The following is a 19128-nucleotide window of genomic DNA, read 5'->3' on the forward strand; positions in this document are numbered from 1 at the left end:
TCGCACCTCGCACGGTCCGTGCCCATGACAAAGGAGATTCCAGATGGAGAGCTCGCAGGCCAAGCATGTGACATACGCCGATGCAGGCGTCGATGTGGACGAGGGCGCCCGCGCGGTCGACGCCATCAGGGACGCCGTCAGGGCGACGAGCCGCCCTGAGGTCATTGGTGGCTTGGGCGGCTTTGGCTCGTGCTTCTCCATGAAGTCGTTCAAGGGCATGGAGGATCCCGTCCTGGTGTCTGGCACGGACGGCGTGGGCACCAAGCTCGCCGTCGCCCAACTGCTGGGCCGCCATGACACCGTGGGCCAGGACCTGGTCGCCATGTGCGTGGATGACGTGGTGCCCATCGGTGCGGAGCCACTGTTCTTCCTGGACTACATCGCCATCGGCAAACTCAGGGCCGAGCAGGTGGAGGAGATCGTTCGCGGCATCGCCGAGGGCTGCAGGCTCTCTGGCTGCGCGCTCGTGGGTGGTGAGATGGCCGAGCATCCTGGTGTCATGGACCCGGACGACTATGACCTGGCGGGCTTCGTCGTGGGCGTGGTTGACCGTCCTAAGATGATAGGGCCCGACAAGGTCCGCGTGGGCGACGCCATCCTGGGCCTTCCAAGCTCGGGCATCCACTCCAATGGCTACTCGCTGGTACGTAAGGTTGCCATCGAGGGCAGGACCCTCGACGAGCTCAACGCCCCCCTCGACGAGCTGGGAGGCGAGTCCCTGGCAGACGCCGTGCTGCGTCCCACCACCATCTACGCTGGGAAGCTGATGAGAGTCCTTCGAGACGGTGCGCCCATCCATGCGATGGCGCACATCACCGGCGGAGGCATCACCGAGAACCTCAACAGGGCACTGCCCACTGGGGTTGATGCGGCAGTCGATCGCGGCGGTGAGGATGGCCCCGCCTGGGACGTGCCGCCCATCATCGACTACTGCGTGCGCGCGGCCGGACTTACGCCGGACGAGGCTTACAGGACCTTCAACATGGGCGTGGGGATGAGCCTCATCGTCGCCCCCGCTGATGTCGATCGCATTCGGGACATGCTGGCGCTCGAGGGGCTCGATTCCTTCGTGATGGGGTCCTGCGTCCCCGGTGCGGGCAAGGTGATCTACCGATGAGCGCGCAAGGGGCTGGCGCTCGTCGCCCCATCAAGCTGGGTGTCCTCATCTCGGGATCCGGCACCAACCTGCAGGCCATCATCGACCGCATCGCTGCAGGTGCGCTCGATGCCACGATTGAGATGGTGATCTCCTCCCGACCCAGCGCGTATGGCCTGAAACGTGCGGAGGACGCCGGCATACAGACCATGACCCTCTCCAAGGAGATCTACGCCGACCCCATCCAGGCCGACGAGGTCATCGCAACGGCGCTACGGGCTCGTGGCGTGGACTATGTCATCATGGCCGGTTACATGCGCATGGTCCACGCGCCCATCCTGCGAGCATTCGAGAATCATGTGGTCAACTTGCATCCGGCGCTACTGCCCAGCTTCAAGGGGGCGCATGCCATCCAGGACGCCTTCGACCGCGGCGTCAAGGTGACGGGCGTCACGGTCCACTTTGCGGACGATCGCTACGATTGCGGTCCCATCATCGCCCAGAGGGCCTTGTCGGTGGGGGAGGACTGGTCCGTGGCCGAGCTCGAGGAGCACATCCACACCCTCGAGCACGAACTCTATCCGGACGTGATCCAGCTCTTGTCCGAGGGTCGCGTGCACGTCGGCGCCGACGGGCGGGTCTCTGTGGACGAATAGGCATCGTCTCGGGTTTGCATAGGCCCCCGCGGTTCCTGGCCAAAAAAAACGCAACGAAGCATTGCCTTATATGCATACAATCTTAAAATAGCTTGAAGATGGGGGTTGTCGGGGGACCGTTTCGGATACCCTGGCAGGTTTTTTTGCGGACCTTTCGTGGGCCCGCCGTCTTGAGGAGACATGCATGAGGGTAGCAAAGAGCTTCGTTGCTGGACTTCTGGCCGCGGCCGCGTTCGTCGCCGTCATGCTCCCCGGCATGCACGTCGCCTACGCCGACGACACCACCGGTTTGGCATTCGACTCCGTCACGATAGAGGAAGCCGAATCGCACACGCAGGTCGCTGACCTGATGGCAGGCGAAGTCCCCGCACTTAAGGCCGGCGTCACCTACGCCCTCGATGTGAGCTACAAGGTTCCGTCCGGCCGGCAGTTCTCCCCGACGTATCTCAACGTCCGCCTGGGCGACGGCATCTATGTCACGGGCCTTCCCGGCGCGACGTTCACCGAGGGCGATATTTCGAACACGAGCTTCAGCAAGCTCCTGAAGACGCCGACGGGTACGGGAACCTCTCCGTACGGGTATCCCGAGGCAGGTTCTGAAAAGAGTCGGAACGGCGATCTCAAGTACATGACCAAGAACGGCCTCGTTCGCGTGGACACCAAGTCCGAAATCCGCTTCCGCATCGACGATGCGTACGAAAACCAGGATGCGTCCCAGGTCATTTCCGATGCCATCAAGGTGAGCTTGAGCACGGACGAAACGTCCGAGGTCGACGCGCATTCCTATGCGATCAATCCCGCCGACGAGCTGAAGTACGGCTTCTGGGTGGACCAAGCGACCGAGGTCATCTCCAAGGGCGGCACGACCGGTACCATCGAGGCTTCCAACTCGGGCAGCGGCGCGTCTCTCACCGAGGTCGGCAGCAAGACCACGGTCCAGCTTATCTATCCGAAGGACGTCGAACTCGTGGGTCTCGAGGAGACGGCCCTCTACAAGACGAACGGCACGGTCGTGAGCACCGTGGAAGACGGCGACAACAAGGTCGTCACCATCGAGTGGGACGAGCCCGGCTCGTATTCAGGCGGCCTGACCTTCAAGCCCCATCTGAAAGTCGCTTCCGACAGCGCGCGTCCCAACGGCTCGTCTTTCGACGTCACGCTGAAGAACTTCAAGAAGACCATCTGGAACGACGTGCCGAACGCCGACAGGACGTCCGGCACGCAGAGCGCGACCATGAAGGTCACGGTCATCGACGGCGCGGTTCCCGAGAAGATCACGACCCATGCGCTCGTCGACTATGCGCCCAACTGGGCGCTTAAGAAGTACGACACGTACAATACGCGCCTGGGCGCCTATCTCATCAAGAATGAGCTTGCGTCTCCCACCTTGCCGAAGACCCTCGAGATGACCATCGATGAGGGCAACACGGCCATCGTCCGCGGTGTCACCATCCCCTATAAGGAGGGCATGGCCTACGGCGCCATCTCATGGACCGCATCCGACGGCACGAGCGGCACCGCCGATCCGAGCATTCTGAAGAAGTCCGACGTTTCGGCGCTCATCACCAATACGGCGCTGGGGCTCGACATCAATACATCCATCACGTCCATCAAGGTCGATCTGGGACCCATTCCCGGCGGCTACGACGGCATCAGGCCCATGCAGGACATCCTGACACCTGGGATCCCTCCAACAAGCATGTGACCGATGAGTACTATGGCTGGAGCTACATCTCCAACGGCGTGTACGGATCCTGGAAGCAGGGAACCGATGCCGACGTGAAGACCACGGTCAAGCTCTACACGGTTGGGGACGAACCGGGCGACGGAGAGGCCATCGTCGGCAAGTCGAGCGCACCCGAGGTGCTCAACGGACAGGGTTCCATCAGCAAGACCCAGATCAACGGCGGCGACTCGTTCACGATCCAAGGCGTCATCAACGATGCCAACTGGGATTGGAATCCTCTGCAAGAGCCTGTCCTCTACGCCATCATGCCCGAGGGGTTCTCCTACAGCGACCTGAACGTCACGGAAGGCACGCTTGGCGATCCCGAGTTCGTAGGGTCGTTCGACAGGAACGGCACCGAGGTCAAGGTCTGGAAATACCCCATCGACATCGGCGATGGAACGCGCGGCCAGTACCAGCCCGATTTTTCCATCAAGAGCATGAAGCTGAGCATGACGGTCAGCACCAACAAGCTCGCTGCGAAGGGCGTGTACCATATCAACGACTTCGTGGGATTCACCACGAAGGACTTCAAGGATATCGGTGCGGTCATCAAGAGCGAGAAGTGGGATCGCAGCAACTGGAACACCGATAAGTACACGGCGCTGTTCGGCGACAAGGTGAACTCCGGCGAGACGATGGTGTCTCTGTCCGAAGGCCGTGGCATCACCGTCGACCAGGCGTCCGAAATCGCCGCCGCCTCGACGTTCTCCGTGAAGGACGGGCAGACCGGCGACGTGACCGATTTCGCGTACGACCCGGCGAACAAGCCGGCCACCACCGCCGTTCTTCAGAAGGGCGATACCGCTACGGTCCGCATTGCCGTGCGGAACAACGCCGGCGTCGAGGCCTCTTCCACATCGCTGTTCGTGCCGCTGCTGTCCAAGGCCACAAACCTGGGGGATTCGTTCACGCCCGAGGGCTCGACCGAATTGCCGCTCAAGCTTGCGTCGGTCTCGGCCTCGTCCAACTACGCGGTGAAGTACCTCAAGCTGAGCGCCGGCAAAACGTACGACGTGAACCACGCTCCGCGGCCCGGCGATTACACCGAGGTCGACGACCCGTCCGAGGCCGATATGCTGCTTCTGGAATCCACCAGGCCCCTTGAGGCCAACGAGGGCGGCTACGTCGCCGTGTCCTACGCGGTGAACGATACGGTAGGTTCCGCCTGCAATGACAAGCGCGACGTGTTCAATACCGTCCTTGACTACGACATCGAAGGCAATCACTCCACATTGACGCTCGCCACCAATGCGGCGACCTTCGCAGGAACCGATGTGCTCCTGACCAAGGTTTGGAACGACGGCAACGATGCGGGCAAGCTGCGCCCGACCCCCGATGCCTTCGCGGCCGCGCTCACGCTTACGTCCGACAAGGGCATCGACCTGAGCGCCTTCGCGCCGCAGGTCAAGGACAAGGGCGACGGCACATATGAGGTGTCGTACCGGGGTCTTCCCAAGTACAAGGGGAATGCGGGCAATATCGTCGCCTACACGCTGACCGAGGGCGACATCGCGCATTACACGACGGATTCCGCGTCCATCCAGGGCAGCGGCACCACGGTGGAGGGGACCATCACCAACACCTACGCCCCTCGGCCGACCACGCATGATCCTGCGGTGGAGAAGAAGATAGAAGGGCCGAAGCCCTCGAGCCCCGACACCTTCTCGTTCGTGCTGAAGCGCACCGATGCGTCGTTCCCCATGCCCGCGGGCAGCGACGGCGATACGAAGACGATTACGGTCGAGGGCGCGGGCAGCCCCGAATTCGGCGACATCGCGTTCACCCTGCCGGGAACCTATACGTACACGATCACCGAAACGAAGGGGGGCGCCGCCTGCACCTACGACGGATCCTCGTATGCGCTGACGTACGAAGTGGCGGACGACGGTCAAGGCAAGCTTCGGGTGAAGCGGTCCATGACGAAGACCGTCGACGGCACGACCACGGTCGTCGACCTGGGTGCCCAGGGCGATGCCATCGGGGCGGTGTTCACCAACGTCTATCCCACGCCCGACATCCCGACGCCTACCCCGAACAACCCGACGTCCCCCGACCGGCCCAAGGCAACGAAGGTCCGAAAGACCGTCGGGACGCAGGCCCTCCCGCAGACCGGTGATGGCACGTCCTCGCCTGTTGGACTGCTTGCCCTATCTGCGCTTGTGCTTGCGTCGGGTTCTGTCGTACGCTGGCATAAAGGTCAGTAGGGCATAATTGGGAGCACGTCTCGATATAGCCCCTACGATGAAGCACGTTCGCGATACCTGAATTGCGTTATGGGGTTCGTGATCCGGCTTTTATCCTATGCCGGCAGGCGCATCCACGCGGTCAGCCTCTCGCAGAACTCCTCCGGGTGCAGCGTGAAGAACTCCGCGTGGCCCATCCCTTCGTTCTCGACGATCCGCGCACAGGGGAACGCCTCGCGAACGTACGCGATGTCCCACCTCCGCGCCCTCCTCTCGTCGGAGCCGTACCAGTACGCCACCCGGCAGCCGACGGGCGGCACGGGCCTCGGCATGGGGTAGTTGTTGCAGGAGTAGAACGAGCGCCAGATGGTCTTCGCGCTCATGCCGTGCATGGCCTCCTTGATGTACCCGAGGTCGTCCTCCGTGTACTTCCCAGGGTCGAACACGCCTCGCAGCGCCTGGACGCTCATGTGCTTGCCGATCTCCATCATCGCGAAGTCACGGGCGCCGATCAGGTAGGTCAGCGGCCTCCAGAGCCGATACGGGGTCATGCCGCCGTCCATCACGGCGCAGTCGGCGCCCGCCTTCCCGACCGCCAGCATCCGGGCCACGATGGCCCCGCCCATGGAGCAGCCGTAAAGGCACGTGACATGTCCGAAGCCATGCCCCACGAGCCATGCGGCCACCTCGTCGGCGACCTGTTCCACGCTCGTGAAGTCCGCCTCCGGCGCGTCCGGGTCGAAGCCGGGAATTGCCGGGATAACGAGGTGATAGTCTTCCCTCAATATCGGTATCACAAAATTGAAGACGTCCCAGCGCACGCCAAGGGGGTGGAACAAGACGATGGTCCCCTCGTTCTCCTCGCCGAACTCATGGATGGTCATTCTTCTTCACACTCCCCACAAGGGCCCTGCCCACGTGTCCATTCTCCCCCATTCCTCGTCATCAGCGCTATCGTCTCCACGTGCTTGGTGTGAGGGAACATGTCCACCAGCTCGACGGTGCTGACGGCGTAGCCCAGCTGCTGGAACTCTTTTAGGTCGCGGGCCTGCGTCGTGGGGTTGCAGCTTATGTAGACCACCCGGTGCGGCGCCAACCCCGCAACGCCGTGTATGAACGCCGGGGTCGACCCCGCACGCGGCGGGTCCATGAACACCACGTCAAAGCGCCCCTCCCCACACCCGGCGGCCTTGCGCATAAAGGCCGTGGCGTCTTCCCTCACGAAGGAGCAGCTCCCTCCCAGGCCGTTTGCCGTGGCGTTGCGACGGGCACAGGCCACCGCGTCGCCCACCTGCTCAACGCCGATGACACGGACGTCCTGCACCTCGGCGCCCCTGCGTCGCGTCGCCGCTGCGGCACAGATGCCGATGGTGCCGGTGCCGCAGTAGGCGTCAAGCACGCGCTCGCCACCCCGCAGGCCGGCTGCCTCTACGGCGAGCGCGTAGAGGACCTCTGTCTGCCTGGGGTTGGTCTGATAGAAGCTCGTGGGCCCAATCTCGAAGGTGCAGCCCAGCAACTTGTCATGCATGACGCCGGGCCCAAAGAGCGTGCGACACTCCCGTCCCAGGATGGCGTTGGTGCGCCGCTGGTTCACGTTCTGCACGATGGAGGTGACCTCGGGGTGGGAGCGCACGATCCCCTCCACCAGTTCGTTGGAGCGGGGGAGCTGCTGACCGTTGGTCACCAAGGTCAACAGGATATCGTCCGTGGCGTAGCCACAGCGCACCACCGCGTGTCGCAGGATCCCCCGCCCACGGTCCTCCTGGTAGGCATGGATGCCTACCTGTGCGCAGATGCACGCGACGTCATTCAGGATGGGCCGAGCGCGTGGGTCTTCGACAAGGCAGGCGTCACAATCCACGATACGGTGCGTGCCGGCGGCATAGAAGCCCGAGCGGATGGCCCCTCCCCTCGTGGGCGAGAAGGGCGTTGCGGCCTTGTGACGAAAGGAGACGGGCTCTTCCATGCCGTGGATTCGTCCCAGCCTTGCACCGTCGCGCCCCGCCACGGGACCCAGGAGCTCCTCCATCATGGACTGCTTGCGCCTCAGTTGGATGGGGTAGGGAACAGCGAGCCACTCGCAGCCTCCGCAATGGCGGGATATGGGACAGGTGTACGTGCGAAAGCTCATGGGTTCCCCTGCAGACGTGGAGTAAGGTTGAGGCACGCCGTCGATGGCGTGTGCCAATCCGGGCATGGCGCACGTTTCGAGAGAGGCGGGATGGGTGCGCCAGCGAGACTGACGTGCGACATTGTAGTTGAGCCCGGGGCAACGTTGATCCTGGGGTCGCGGTCGGCGTCCCCACGGCGGTGGGCCTCAGGGCTCGCGGAGGGAGCGAACATGGGCATGGTCACCAAGATCGGCATCATCGGCATGGGCCACGTTGGCGCGCACGTCGCCAACGCCATCCTCTACCAGGGACTCGCGTCCGAGATCTACTGCGTGGACTCCATCGAGAGCAAGGTCGCCTGCGAGGTCAACGACCTTCAGGACGCCATGCCGTTCTACCCGCGCCAGGCGCGCGTCTACAACTGCCACGAGAACTACGACGAGCTCCTCGCCTGCGATGTCGTGGTCAATGCAGCCGGTCACGTGGCCCAGAGCGCTGGCAACCGCGACGGCGAGCTGTTCTGCACAGCTGAGGAGACCAAGAAGTGGGCACCCCATTTCCAAGGCTACGAGGGCGTCGTCGTCACAGTCTCGAACCCCTGCGACGTCATCGCTACCATGATCTGGAAGCTGGCCGGGCTGGACCCGCGTCGCGTCATCGGGTCGGGCACCGCTCTTGATTCCGCGCGCTTGCGCCACGCCCTCTGGGCCGAGACGGGGTGCAACCCCAACTCCATCACCTCCTGGATGATGGGGGAGCATGGCGCCAGCCAGTTCGCCGCCTGGTCTCACGTCTCGTTTGGCGCCACGCCCCTCGCAGAGCTCGAAAAGAGCGACCCCGAGCGCTTCTCCCTTGACAAGGACGCGGTGGAGGAGGCCGCCCGTCGCGGGGGCTATGTGACCTACGCCGGCAAGGGCTGCACCGAATACTCCATTGCCAACGCCGCCACCGAGCTGGTGAAGGCCGTGGTCCAGGACTCCAAGCTCATCACCCCCTGCGGCACGCTCCTGGAGGATGTCTACGGGGGAAGCGGCCACTTCACCTCCATCCCCTGCGTCGTGGGGAAGGACGGTGTCGAGAGGACCTTCCCCCTCGCCCTGAGCGAGGTCGAGCAGGCAAGCTTCCACGCCAGCTGTGCCCACATCCAGGAGAACGTCGAGAAGATACGCTGTTGGTAGAAGGCCTATGGCTCTCGTCCCACCGCTCTTCCAGAGGCACCCCTGCGTCCACGCAGGGGTGCCTTCCTCATGTAGCCCCCTTCGTTAAGCACGTTTTAAAAAGAGGTCAAAAAGACGACCTGACGTTCTGCCAAAGGGGTACAGTAGGCTTAGTTTTGAAACGGGGTCAAAACATGGCTTCATGAGAAGGGGTGTGTCGCTATGCAGTCCAAGATCGCGCACGCGGCCGAACGCAAGGCGTTCGGGATGGTCCTCGACCAGATCATCAAGAGCGCCTCGGGCGATGACCGTGAGAAGAACATCGGCCACCTGGTCGATATGGCAGGCAAGTTGCTGAAGGACACCTCCCCCGGGGCCACGCGTGGCATCAAGAAGGGGCTCTACCCTGGGTCCAAGTGGGAGAAGTACCTGTTCAGGATCATCGACGAGACCAATCCGCACGTGCTCAAGACCGCCATACTGAATGGGGGCTACGAGGCCGCGTTCCGTGGACTGCGCACCACCACGGCCAACGCCGAGAGGGAGCAGTGCAACGTTCCCTGGATCATCCTCTTCGATCCCACGAGCGCCTGCAACAAGCACTGCGTGGGCTGCTGGGCCGCAGACTACGGGAACCGCCTGAACCTGACCTTCGACGAAATGGACCGCCTGGTGAGCCAGGCCAAGGACCTCGGTACGCACCTGTTCATGCTCACGGGAGGGGAGCCGCTGGTCCGCAAGGGTGACGTGCTGAAGCTGGCCGAGAAGCACCACGACTGCCTCTTCAACATCTTCACCAACGCAAGCCTCGTGGACGACGCCTTCTGCCGGGACGTCCAGCGCCTGGGCAACATCGTGTTCTCCGTGAGCCTCGAGTCCTATGAACCCAGCGTGAACGACGGTCGCCGCGGCGATGGCTCGTTCGAGGAGGTCATGAACGCGTTCGACCTCATGCACAAGTATGGACTGCTGTACGGCACCTCGACCGCCTATACGCGAGACAACACCGAGCGTGTCTCCAGCGACGAGTTCTTTGACCTCATCATCAGCAAGGGTTGTCGCTTCGCCTGGTATTTCCACTACATGCCCGTGGGAGAGGGCGCCAACGCCGACCTCATGCCGACGGTCGAGCAGCGTGAGTACATGTTCCGCCGCATCCGCGAGATCAGGGGGATCGAGGGCGGCAAGCCCATCTTTGCGATGGACTTCCAGAACGACGGCGAGTTCGTGGGCGGCTGCATCGCCGGCGGCCGCGTGTACTGCCACGTCAACGCGCGTGGCGACGTGGAGCCCTGCGTCTTCATCCACTACTCCAACGTCAACATCAAGACGGCGGACAGCTGGCTCGATTGCCTGAAGCAGCCCCTATTCCAGGCCTATCGCGCGCACTATCCCTGGAACAAGAACATGCTCCAGCCTTGTCCCATGCTGGAGAACCCCGCCATCCTGCCTCGCCTGGTCAACGAGTCGGGTGCGGCGACGTCCGAGTACGTCGCCCCGGAGAGTGCCGAGGACCTGTGCGGGCGCACCAGCCCCTACGCCCGCAAGTGGGCTCCCAAGGCCAAGGAACTCTGGAACGAGATGTATCCCACGGGAGAAAAGGTGTATGCCGACGAGATGTCCAGCAAGGACGTCAGCTACAAGGCCAAGGTCATTGCCGCTGAGGATGCAGCCGAGGAGGCCGTGGTCGACTAGCCTCGCCGAGGCCTATGTGACGTCTGCGGTGTGGTCCCGTGCGTTGCCCGATGCGCGCCATCGCAAGACCGTCCGACTGGCTACGCTGGGTCCAGCGCACTCGTGCGTCGTTTGGTGATGGATGGTGGCCTCGCCGCTGCGCTCCCTCGGCGGGGCCGCCTCACAATGCGGCTCGAGGAGGACCCATGGCTACATGCACCGAGAAGGTAAAGAACCTAGCGCTCGTGGGCCAAGGCGGCGTGGGCAAGACCATGCTGGCCGAGGCCATGCTCCATCTGACGGGCAGGACGTCCCGCCTTGGTGGGCACGCCGGCACCAAGCCCACGCTTGACTACGATAGCGAGGAAGGCGCGCGCGGCTTCTCCATCTCCACCACGATCGCCCCGGTAACGTGGGGTGGCTGCCGCATCAACGTGCTCGACGCGCCGTGCTATCCAGACTTCGTGGGCGATGCCTACGGGGCCCTGGCCGCGGCCGAGACCGCACTCTTTGTGGTGGACGCCGCCTCGGGGCCCGGCACCATCACCACGCGCCTGTGGTATGCGGCCGAGGATCTCGACATAGCCCGTGCCCTCTTCATCAACCGCCTCGACCGCCCGGATGCGGATTGGGACACCGCTCTCCTGACGGCCCAGGAGCGCTATGGCAGCCGCCTGGTCCCCGTGACCATGCCCATGGGGTCTGGCGCTGAGTTTGGCGGGATCATCGACGTGGTGCACATGACAGCGCGTCACCTTGAGGACGGCAAGCCCGTCGAGGAGGAGATCCCCCCGGCGTTCCGCGACGTCGCAGAGACGGTGCGCGCCCAGCTCATCGAACTCGTCGTCGAGGCCGATGACGATGCGATGATGGAGTACCTCGACGGAGGCACCATCGGACAGGAGCAACTCGAGGACCTTCTCGGCAAAGCGCTGGTCGGGCGCATCTTCGTCCCGGTCTTCGCGGGTTCGTGCGTGCACGAGGAGGGCGTCATCTCGCTTTTGAGCGCAGTGGCGGGGTGGTTTCCGACCATGGCTGATTACGGGCGCGTGCCTTTGGTCAACGGAGAGGAGCTTGACATCTCGCCCGACGACGACCGACCTGTTGCCTTCGTGTTCAAGTCGTTGCAGGACGCTCAGAACGGGAAGCTGTCCTTCGTCAAGGTGCTGGCGGGGACCGTCGCCCCGGGTGCCGAGCTCATCAACGCACGTACCCGCAAGACCGAACGCCTGGGCCATCTCTATCTGATGACCGGCCACGACATGGTCGACGTCAAGTCGGTGGCCTCGGGTGACGTCTGCGTCGTCCCCAAGCTTGACGCCATGACCGGAGACACGCTCTCCGTCACGGGGAAGGTGGAGGCGGCAGAGTTCCGCTTTCCCAACTCGCTCTACCGTGTGGCCATCGAGCCCGACCAGCGCGGCAGCGAGGGGAAGGTCTTCGCCTTCCTGGAAAAGGCCGCCGATGCCGATCCCACGCTCTCCGTCGGCCGCGACGAGGACACCGGTCAGACCATCGTCAGCGCCATCGGCGAGGCGCAGGTGTCCGTTCTGCTCGACCGTCTCGAGGATCGGGCTGGCGTGACGGCACATACCGTCAAGCTCCGCATCCCGTATCGCGAGACCATCCGTCGTGTGGCCAGCGCCCAGGGCCGCCACAAGAAGCAGACCGGAGGTGCCGGGCAGTACGGTGACTGCTGGCTGCGCGTCGAGCCCAACCCCGGGGCCGGCTACGAGTTCGTGGACGAGGTCGTGGGCGGCCACGTGCCACGCAACTTCATTCCCGCCATCGACAAGGGCGTCCAGGAGACCATGCGCGAGGGCGTCCTTGCCGGCTATCCCCTGATCGACGTCCGCTGCGCCGTCTACGACGGGTCCTACCACCCCGTCGACTCCAACGAGATGGCGTTCAAGACCGCCGCGCGGATTGGCTTCCAGAAGGCCGTGGCCCAGGCCGAGCCCGTCTTGCTGGAACCCATGGCGCACCTCAGGATCACGGTTCCCGATAGCTATGCGGGTTCCATCATGGGTGACGTGTCCGCCTCTCGCGGGCGTGTCGAGGGGATGGCCGCCGCGTCCGGCGCGGTGGAGGCCGGCCTCACCACCATCGAGGCCACCGTCCCGTACGCGGAGGTCACGGACTATGCCACGCGCCTGCGCTCGCTCTCGCGCGGCACCGGCGAGTTCGAGATGGAGCTCTCTGGCTACGAGCAGGTCCCGCATGACGTCCAGCAGCGTCTGGCCGAGGAGTACGCGGAGCGTCGGGCCGCTGGCGACAAGTAGGGTTGCAGGCAGGCGGGGCACACCGGCGGTCGGTGCGGAGCTGCTCAGGGCGTGGGCCCGCCCATCGTCGCCCTGCCTGCATTGGTGTGCATCGACGTGGGCATGCGGGTTGGCGTGGACGTGTGGTGAACCTTTGTGAGTCGTGCGCTGGAGAGACTCACACTACCTCGCCACACGTCCATTTTTTGGGGCCTTGGGGATGGCTGGTGAACTACTGTGAGTGGCCTGAGAGGCGAGACTCACAAAGGTTTCTGTCACGTCCGCAAAAGCGCAAAAGAGCGGACGGGAGAGGAACTTCTGTGAATTGCCCGTTGCAATTGCTCACAATACTTCCCCTCTCGTCCAGATACTGCCCGAAAGCGGATGCGTGGCGAGGTAGTGTGAACTTCTCTCGGCTCGTACTCACAAAAGATGTCCTCCCATCCAGCGTATCCCGAATTGCAGTGCCGGATGTCAAGAAAGCTGATGCCTGCGGTCAGCCTGCGGCTTGATCTCGATTTGCCCCTTGTGGCAGTCGCCCGAGGCTCTCAGCCACGCCGCCCGCCCGAAGCCCCCGTCCGCGTCCCCGCTTCCGTGCAATCCGTTGCGTAGGCCCGTCCGTCAGCGGAACGCCACTGGCACATGGTAAAATCTCACCCCAAACGGCGGGCCTGCCCAAAGGAGGTTCGCCGCCGCGCAGTCCAAACGCAATCCTAGGAGGTCGCGCGCTCGCGCATGGACGTAGTCATCTCTGTCACCGTCACGATTCTGCTCACCATCGTCAACGGGTACTTCTCGATGTCCGAGATGGCCCTCTCCACCGCCAAGCGCGTCATGCTCGAGCACGACAGGGACGAGGGCGACGCCAAGGCATCCCAGGCCGTCTCCGTCATGGAGAACGACACCACCTTCCTTGCGGCCATCCAGGTTGCCATCACGTTGGTGGGTTTCTTCAGCTCGGCATTTGCCGCCACGAGCCTGTCAGAGCCGCTGGGAGGCGTCCTCGCGTCCCTCGGCCTGGACGCTGCCGTGGCAGGGGGCATGGCCACCGTCCTCATCACGCTGGTGGTCTCGTACTTCTCCATCGTGGTGGGCGAGCTCGTCCCCAAGCGCATCGCCATGGCGGACGCGGAGCGCGTGGCCAAGCAGGTGGCTGGTCCCATCAGTGGCTTCTCCGCCCTCGCTCGGCCTCTCGTCTGGCTGACGTCGGCCAGCGCCGACGGCCTTTCGCGCCTTTTGGGCATCAAGTCCACCGATGACCGCCAGGATGTGTCCGAGGACGAGATACGCTACATGGTCACCGACTCTGACGACCTCTCCGACGAGGAGAAGTCCATGATCCACGAGATCTTTGACCTAGGCGATGCCATCGCCCGCGAGGTCATGGTTCCGCGCGTTGACATGACCGCCTTGGAGGACAGCTCCACGCTGACCGAGGTCCTGGATGTCATGCGCCGCACCGGTTACTCGCGCATCCCCATCTACCACGATGACGTGGACCGCATCGTGGGCATCGCCCACATCAAGGACCTCATCGGGCCTGTCGTGGACGACCATGCGGGGCCCTCGCGCATAAGCGCCCACCTGCGAAGCGCCGACTTCGTGCCCGACACCAAGGACATCATCCCCCTGCTCTCCGAGATGCAGACCAGCCACGACCAGATGGTCATCGTCGTGGATGAGTACGGCGGCACGGCCGGCGTCATCACGATCGAGGACATCATCGAGGAGGTCGTGGGCGAGATAGAGGACGAGTTTGACCCCGACAACAAGTACCTCACGCAGCTCTCGGATCGCGAGTGGCTCGTGGACGGGCGCTTCCCCATCGACGATGCCATCGAGTTGGGTTGGCCCATCGAGGACAACGAGGAGTACGAGACCTGTGCGGGCTTCGTGCTCGACCTCGCCGACGGGCTGCCCCGCCCCGGTGACGTCTTTGCGGTCGACGGCTACACCTTCCGCGTCCAATCCATGCGCGGACGCCGGGTTGCCATGCTGCGCGTGAGCGCGCCCGACCCCGCGACCAACGGCGAGGATGCGGCTGATGAGAAGGGCGTGGGATCCGACTAGCGTTCCCTCGTCCGGACCGATGCCCCCACAGCGGGGCGTTTCCGCCCCGACGGCGCGTCCCACTCGGATGTTTACTACAATGTCGGGTGTGCGGCGTCACCGTGATCCAGGCGGCTGTCCCCTTGCCGCACGCTCAGTGGGACGCACGTGCGACAGACGCGAGAGGCTCGGACGGAAGGTCACCCCATGGCACAGCTCATTGACATCCAAAGGGTCGAGGTCGGCCTGGAGAACCTCACCGCGCGCGTCCGCCTGTCAGACGATGCGCCGCTCATGACGAGCGAGGACCTGCATGGGACCACGCGCGTCTACAACCTGATGCCGCACATCATCGAACATGCCTGTCTGGGCGATGCCGGTAAGACGTTCAAGGCCGCCATGGGTAACACCGAGCTGGCGCACCTGCTGGAGCACGTGACCGTCGAGCTGCTTGCCCAGACCAACCTCGCCGGTGACGTGACCTCGGGGCGGACGTATCCCATCGACGGTGACGAGCGCCTGTACGACGTGCAGATCTCCTGTGCGGACGACGTCCTGACCGCAGGTGCCCTCTCGAGCGCATGCTGGATCATGGGCTGGGCCTTCTCGGGTGGTGGAGACCCTGCGCCCGACGTGGAGGCCATCGTCCGGGGGCTGTGCGGTCTGGTGGACTCGCTGGGTGACGAGCCAGGCAAGCGCTACGAGCACGAGGTCGAGGGCAGGGTGGCCGCCGAGGTCGAGGATGAGCGCCGTCGGCTTCTGGCCGAGCGCGAGGCGGAGATCGCTTCAGCCCGCGAGGTGGCCTACGCTGCGGCCGAGAGGGCCGCGCGGGAGCGTGCGGCAGCACATGCCGCCGAGAGGGCCGCACGTGTCGCTGCCGAGGAGGAGCGCCGCCAGGAAGCGGACCGTCGCGCGGCGGCGCGCCTGGAGGCCGAGCGCGTGCTGGCACAACGTGAGGAGGAGCTGAGGCGCCTGGAGGCCGAGCGCCAGCGCCTGGAGGCCGAGCGCCTGGAGGCCGAGCGCCTGCTGGCAGAGGTCTATGCGGCGGCCGAATGCGACGAGGGGCGCACGACGGACGGGATGGCTGCCACGGACGTTGCGCCCGGCGCAGCCGGCGCGAGCGCCGAGGACCCGCACCAGGCCCCGCGAGCCCAGGAGGATGAGCCGATCCCCGACTTCCTCGTGGACGCCACTGCGGGCACCGTCGATCCGGAATCGCCATCCGAGCCGGAGCTGCCCGCCGATCCAGCGCCGCAGGCCGAGCCCGATGCCTACGCCGCCCCGTGGGAGGACGTTTCCTCAACCGACGATCGGCGTCATGATGATATGCCTCCTACCCAGGGGGTACGATAGGGGGAACCGCGCGGGTGATTCCCGTGTGAGATAGCGAGCGACATCTGGCTTTGGCCAGGGCGAAGGAGGAAGTCATGAACGCAAGGGGTGCGATCGGTTTTGTGCTTGGCAGCATCATGGGTGCCGTTGCGGGGGTCACGGCCGGCGTCCTTTTGGCACCCCGCCCTGGTGCAGAGTCACGCGCCATGGCCGCAGACGCCATGAACGACGCATGGGACACCGCGGTCGACTCCTACGAACGCGGCGCCCGTGTCGTGAACGAGAAAATCAACTCCGTCCGTCCGGGCGTGGACGCCACCACCGACGAGCTTCGCGCCAAGGTCGACCTTGCCCGCGAGCGCATGGACCAGCTGCGCGACTCGCTGTCCGATGCCGTGACTGCCACCTCCACCCAGGTGCAGGATGCCGTGACGGCCGTGGCCGACAAGGTCAACGCAGCGGCGGATGATGCTACGGCCGCAGGCGAGACCGCAGCGGAGTCCGTCCGCATCGAAGTCGTCGACGGCGACACAGAGTAGCCGTATGCCCAAAGTCAGCGACCTCGTGGGGCGCAAGGTTTTCAGGCCCAAGCCAAGCCGTAGGGCGCAGGACGCGCGCTCGCGACTTGGAAAGGTGCATATGGCCGTCTTCTCGCCCGGGGGGTCGCGTCTCGTCGGCTTCACGGTGAAGCAGCCGGACGTCGCAGGCATGGTCAGACGGCCCGACCTCTTTGTGGCACTTGATTCCTGGAGGCCCACGGAGGGGGGGCTTCTCGTCACAAACGGCAAGGACTCCTACGACGAGCGCGCCCGCAGCCGCCTGGGCATCGACTGGGACCGCTGCATCATGTGGACGGGCATGGACGCCAGGACGGTCTCCGGCAGGACGCTGGGGTATGTGAGCGATGTCGAGTTCGATTCCCAGACTGGTTCCGTCTCGTCGTTCCTCGTGGGGGACGGCTCCGTGGCGCAGTCGCTCGTCGGGTCCATCGCCGTGCCCTCGGCCATGGTCCGCGGGCACGAGGACGGCTTCATGGTCGTCGATAATGCCGCAGCACAGCTCAGGCCCACGGGTGGTGCCGCGGCGGCCGCAGGCGAGGCCTCAGCGAAAGCGAGGGTCCAGGGCGCGAAGGCTGCCAGGGGAGCCGGCAAGGCCGCATCCTCTGCAGTGGACAGGGGGTCGCACGCCCTGGGCCGTGCCCTCGGAAAGGCCAAGCGCGCGCTTGAGGACGCATCTGCGGACGAGGGCGAGGTCCAGGGACAGCTGCCCGCGACCGCCGCACAGAACGTCAACGTCGGCGAGCCCCAGGCATCTGGGCGTCTGCACAGGTCGTCGGAGGAGAGGGCGGGCGAGAGCCCCAGGACCTACCGGCCGGCAGGGAGCGCTACCAGGGGGGGATCCGCTCCAGCCGAGAAGCCCGCCACCAAGGCCAAGAAGGCCCCCGCAAGGAAGGTCGCGCCACAGAGCGGGGGCCAGGGCCTCGATGCGGCCAGGGTGGTAGGGAGACAGCTAGGCAGGACCAAGGGGATGTTCGGCTCGTTCATGGACGAGTACAAGAAGGCCAGCAAGTAGGTCATACCCGAGCGCATCACCGTGCGGGTGGCGACTCGTCCCCATCCAGCCAAGAGCACCGCCTTGGCCCTAGTACCCCAATGCCTGCAGGACAAACATCACGACGGTCAGAATCGTCACGGTAACGATGGTGAACCACATCAGCGCGTTCCACATGCGCCCGTTGGCATGACGCCCCATGACATGGCGGTCACCGGCGATGCTTACCATGCAGAACAACAGGATGGGCAGCAGCACGCCGTTGATGACCTGGGCGACCATCATGATCGCAAACAGGTCGACGTTGGGGATGAGCACGATGAGCGCGGACGTTACGGTGATGGCAGTTATCATGCCTCGGTACACCGGGGCCTCGCGCCAGCTGCGGTCGGCGCCGCGCTCCCAGCCAAAGGCCTCGCACACTGCGTTCGCCGTGATGCCGGGCAGCACGCAGGCGGCCAGAAACGAGGCCCCCACCAATCCCACGGCGAACAGCGCCGAGGCATACCCCCCGGCCAGTGGCACCAGCGCCTTGGCCGCGTCTGCGGCATCGTTCACGCTGATGCCGGCAGGGAAGAGCACGGTCCCGGTCGTCAGGATGATGAACCAGGTCACGATCTCGGCGGCGATTGCGCCCGAGACGTTGTCGGCACGCTGTCCTGCGATGTCCCTCTCGCCCAGGTTCTTCTCGACCACGTTGCTCGAGACCATGAACATCATGTAGGGCGAGATGGTTGTGCCGATGTTCGCCACCAGCAGCGACACATAGCCAGGATCGCTCGACCACTGGGGCACGATGGTGCTGTGCAGCGCCGTGCCCCAGTCGGGCTGTGCGATGATGCCCGAGACTATGTAGGTCAGGAAGACGGCACTGAGCGCAAGCAGGATCTTCTCGATGCGCCGATAGGACCCGCTCAGCGTCAGAAGCCAGGTGGCGACGGCGGCGACGGGGACGCTGACCTGTATGGGGACGTTGAACAGCAGCATGCCCGAGGCGATACCCGCGAACTCGGACAGCGTGACGGCGAAGTTGGACACGATGAGCGACAGCATCGCGACGGCCGAGATGCGCACGCCAAACTGCTCGCGGATGAGCGATGCGAAGCCCTTGCCGGTCGCGCAGCCCATGCGCGCGGCAGTCTCCTGCACCACGACGAGCAGCAGGCACATGAGTGGGACCGTCCACAGCATCCCGAGACCGTACTGGGCGCCGGTCGTGGAGTACGTCGCGATCCCTCCGGCGTCGTTTCCGGCAAACGCCGTCAGGATGCCCGGCCCCATCGTCGCGAGGATGGCGAGCATCCCCGCCTTCTTGGTGTCACGTGTCAT

Annotated in this window: 14 protein-coding genes; 11 read left to right on the forward strand and 3 right to left on the reverse strand. The window is 64.6% G+C overall.

Features of this window, described 5'->3' with window-relative positions; translation table 11 throughout:
• Window positions 1-43 precede the first annotated feature (43 nt).
• The 4 genes from purM (at window position 44) to OLSU_RS09695 (ending at window position 5685) form a co-directional block, all read left to right on the forward strand.
• Entirely contained in the window at window positions 44-1117 is a 1074-nt protein-coding gene (gene purM, locus OLSU_RS00215; protein ID WP_013250923.1) for a phosphoribosylformylglycinamidine cyclo-ligase, read from the forward strand.
• Window positions 1114-1752, forward strand: a complete 639-nt coding sequence (purN, locus tag OLSU_RS00220) for a phosphoribosylglycinamide formyltransferase (RefSeq protein WP_013250924.1) — start codon at window positions 1114-1116, stop codon at window positions 1750-1752. Before purM ends, purN begins: the two co-directional genes overlap by 4 nt.
• Before the next feature lie 184 nt (window positions 1753-1936).
• On the forward strand, window positions 1937-3457 hold the full coding sequence (locus OLSU_RS09690; protein WP_013250925.1) for a hypothetical protein: 1521 nt from the start codon (window positions 1937-1939) through the stop codon (window positions 3455-3457).
• Window positions 3454-5685: a Spy0128 family protein gene (locus tag OLSU_RS09695; RefSeq protein ID WP_013250926.1), complete on the forward strand. Its 2232-nt coding sequence runs from the start codon at window positions 3454-3456 to the stop codon at window positions 5683-5685. The genes OLSU_RS09690 and OLSU_RS09695 overlap by 4 nt, the downstream gene beginning before the upstream one ends.
• A gap of 95 nt (window positions 5686-5780) precedes the next feature.
• Here OLSU_RS09695 and OLSU_RS00230 read toward each other — a convergent pair whose 3' ends face one another.
• Both OLSU_RS00230 and rlmD read right to left on the reverse strand, forming a co-directional pair.
• Entirely contained in the window at window positions 5781-6548 is a 768-nt protein-coding gene (locus OLSU_RS00230) for an alpha/beta fold hydrolase (protein WP_013250927.1), read from the reverse strand.
• Window positions 6545-7795 carry a 23S rRNA (uracil(1939)-C(5))-methyltransferase RlmD gene (gene rlmD / locus OLSU_RS00235; RefSeq protein ID WP_013250928.1) on the reverse strand — a complete coding sequence of 417 codons (1251 nt, stop codon included), beginning with the start codon at window positions 7793-7795 and terminating at the stop codon, window positions 6545-6547. Before rlmD ends, OLSU_RS00230 begins: the two co-directional genes overlap by 4 nt.
• A gap of 210 nt (window positions 7796-8005) precedes the next feature.
• On the opposite strand from rlmD, the gene OLSU_RS00240 reads away from it, so the two are divergent.
• From OLSU_RS00240 to OLSU_RS00270, 7 genes are all read left to right on the forward strand, one after another.
• A complete protein-coding gene (locus OLSU_RS00240) occupies window positions 8006-8953 on the forward strand; it encodes a lactate/malate family dehydrogenase (RefSeq protein WP_013250929.1) in 948 nt (315 codons plus the stop codon).
• Between the two features lie 201 nt (window positions 8954-9154).
• On the forward strand, window positions 9155-10627 hold the full coding sequence (locus tag OLSU_RS00245; RefSeq protein WP_013250930.1) for a radical SAM protein: 1473 nt from the start codon (window positions 9155-9157) through the stop codon (window positions 10625-10627).
• A 185-nt stretch (window positions 10628-10812) separates the two neighbouring features.
• Window positions 10813-12888: an elongation factor G gene (locus OLSU_RS00250; RefSeq protein ID WP_013250931.1), complete on the forward strand. Its 2076-nt coding sequence runs from the start codon at window positions 10813-10815 to the stop codon at window positions 12886-12888.
• A 714-nt stretch (window positions 12889-13602) separates the two neighbouring features.
• Window positions 13603-14937, forward strand: a complete 1335-nt coding sequence (locus tag OLSU_RS00255; protein WP_013250932.1) for a hemolysin family protein — start codon at window positions 13603-13605, stop codon at window positions 14935-14937.
• A 186-nt stretch (window positions 14938-15123) separates the two neighbouring features.
• Complete coding sequence (locus tag OLSU_RS09560; protein WP_013250933.1) at window positions 15124-16269, forward strand: cyanophycin synthetase family protein; 1146 nt, start codon at window positions 15124-15126, stop codon at window positions 16267-16269.
• A 74-nt stretch (window positions 16270-16343) separates the two neighbouring features.
• A complete protein-coding gene (locus OLSU_RS00265; protein ID WP_013250934.1) occupies window positions 16344-16787 on the forward strand; it encodes a YtxH domain-containing protein in 444 nt (147 codons plus the stop codon).
• Between the two features lie 4 nt (window positions 16788-16791).
• Window positions 16792-17820 carry a PRC-barrel domain-containing protein gene (locus OLSU_RS00270; RefSeq protein WP_013250935.1) on the forward strand — a complete coding sequence of 343 codons (1029 nt, stop codon included), beginning with the start codon at window positions 16792-16794 and terminating at the stop codon, window positions 17818-17820.
• A gap of 69 nt (window positions 17821-17889) precedes the next feature.
• Here OLSU_RS00270 and OLSU_RS00275 read toward each other — a convergent pair whose 3' ends face one another.
• Window positions 17890-19128, reverse strand: coding sequence for an Nramp family divalent metal transporter (locus OLSU_RS00275; protein ID WP_013250936.1), 1239 nt, complete (start codon window positions 19126-19128; stop codon window positions 17890-17892).

The sequence above is a fragment of the Olsenella uli DSM 7084 genome (genome assembly GCF_000143845.1).
GTDB lineage: Bacteria > Actinomycetota > Coriobacteriia > Coriobacteriales > Atopobiaceae > Olsenella > Olsenella uli.

Bases quoted from the DNA above. Each gene is read 5' to 3' on its own strand.
- purM (WP_013250923.1), top strand. From the start codon at position 44: ATGGAGAGCTCGCAGGCCAAGCATGTGACATACGCCGATGCAGGCGTC.
- purN (WP_013250924.1), top strand. From the start codon at position 1,114: ATGAGCGCGCAAGGGGCTGGCGCTCGTCGCCCCATCAAGCTGGGTGTC.
- OLSU_RS09690 (WP_013250925.1), top strand. From the start codon at position 1,937: ATGAGGGTAGCAAAGAGCTTCGTTGCTGGACTTCTGGCCGCGGCCGCG.
- OLSU_RS00230 (WP_013250927.1), bottom strand. From the start codon at position 6,548: ATGACCATCCATGAGTTCGGCGAGGAGAACGAGGGGACCATCGTCTTG.
- rlmD (WP_013250928.1), bottom strand. From the start codon at position 7,795: ATGAGCTTTCGCACGTACACCTGTCCCATATCCCGCCATTGCGGAGGC.
- OLSU_RS00240 (WP_013250929.1), top strand. From the start codon at position 8,006: ATGGGCATGGTCACCAAGATCGGCATCATCGGCATGGGCCACGTTGGC.
- OLSU_RS00245 (WP_013250930.1), top strand. From the start codon at position 9,155: ATGCAGTCCAAGATCGCGCACGCGGCCGAACGCAAGGCGTTCGGGATG.
- OLSU_RS00250 (WP_013250931.1), top strand. From the start codon at position 10,813: ATGGCTACATGCACCGAGAAGGTAAAGAACCTAGCGCTCGTGGGCCAA.
- OLSU_RS00255 (WP_013250932.1), top strand. From the start codon at position 13,603: ATGGACGTAGTCATCTCTGTCACCGTCACGATTCTGCTCACCATCGTC.
- OLSU_RS09560 (WP_013250933.1), top strand. From the start codon at position 15,124: ATGGCACAGCTCATTGACATCCAAAGGGTCGAGGTCGGCCTGGAGAAC.
- OLSU_RS00265 (WP_013250934.1), top strand. From the start codon at position 16,344: ATGAACGCAAGGGGTGCGATCGGTTTTGTGCTTGGCAGCATCATGGGT.
- OLSU_RS00270 (WP_013250935.1), top strand. From the start codon at position 16,792: ATGCCCAAAGTCAGCGACCTCGTGGGGCGCAAGGTTTTCAGGCCCAAG.
- OLSU_RS00275 (WP_013250936.1), bottom strand. From the start codon at position 19,128: ATGACACGTGACACCAAGAAGGCGGGGATGCTCGCCATCCTCGCGACG.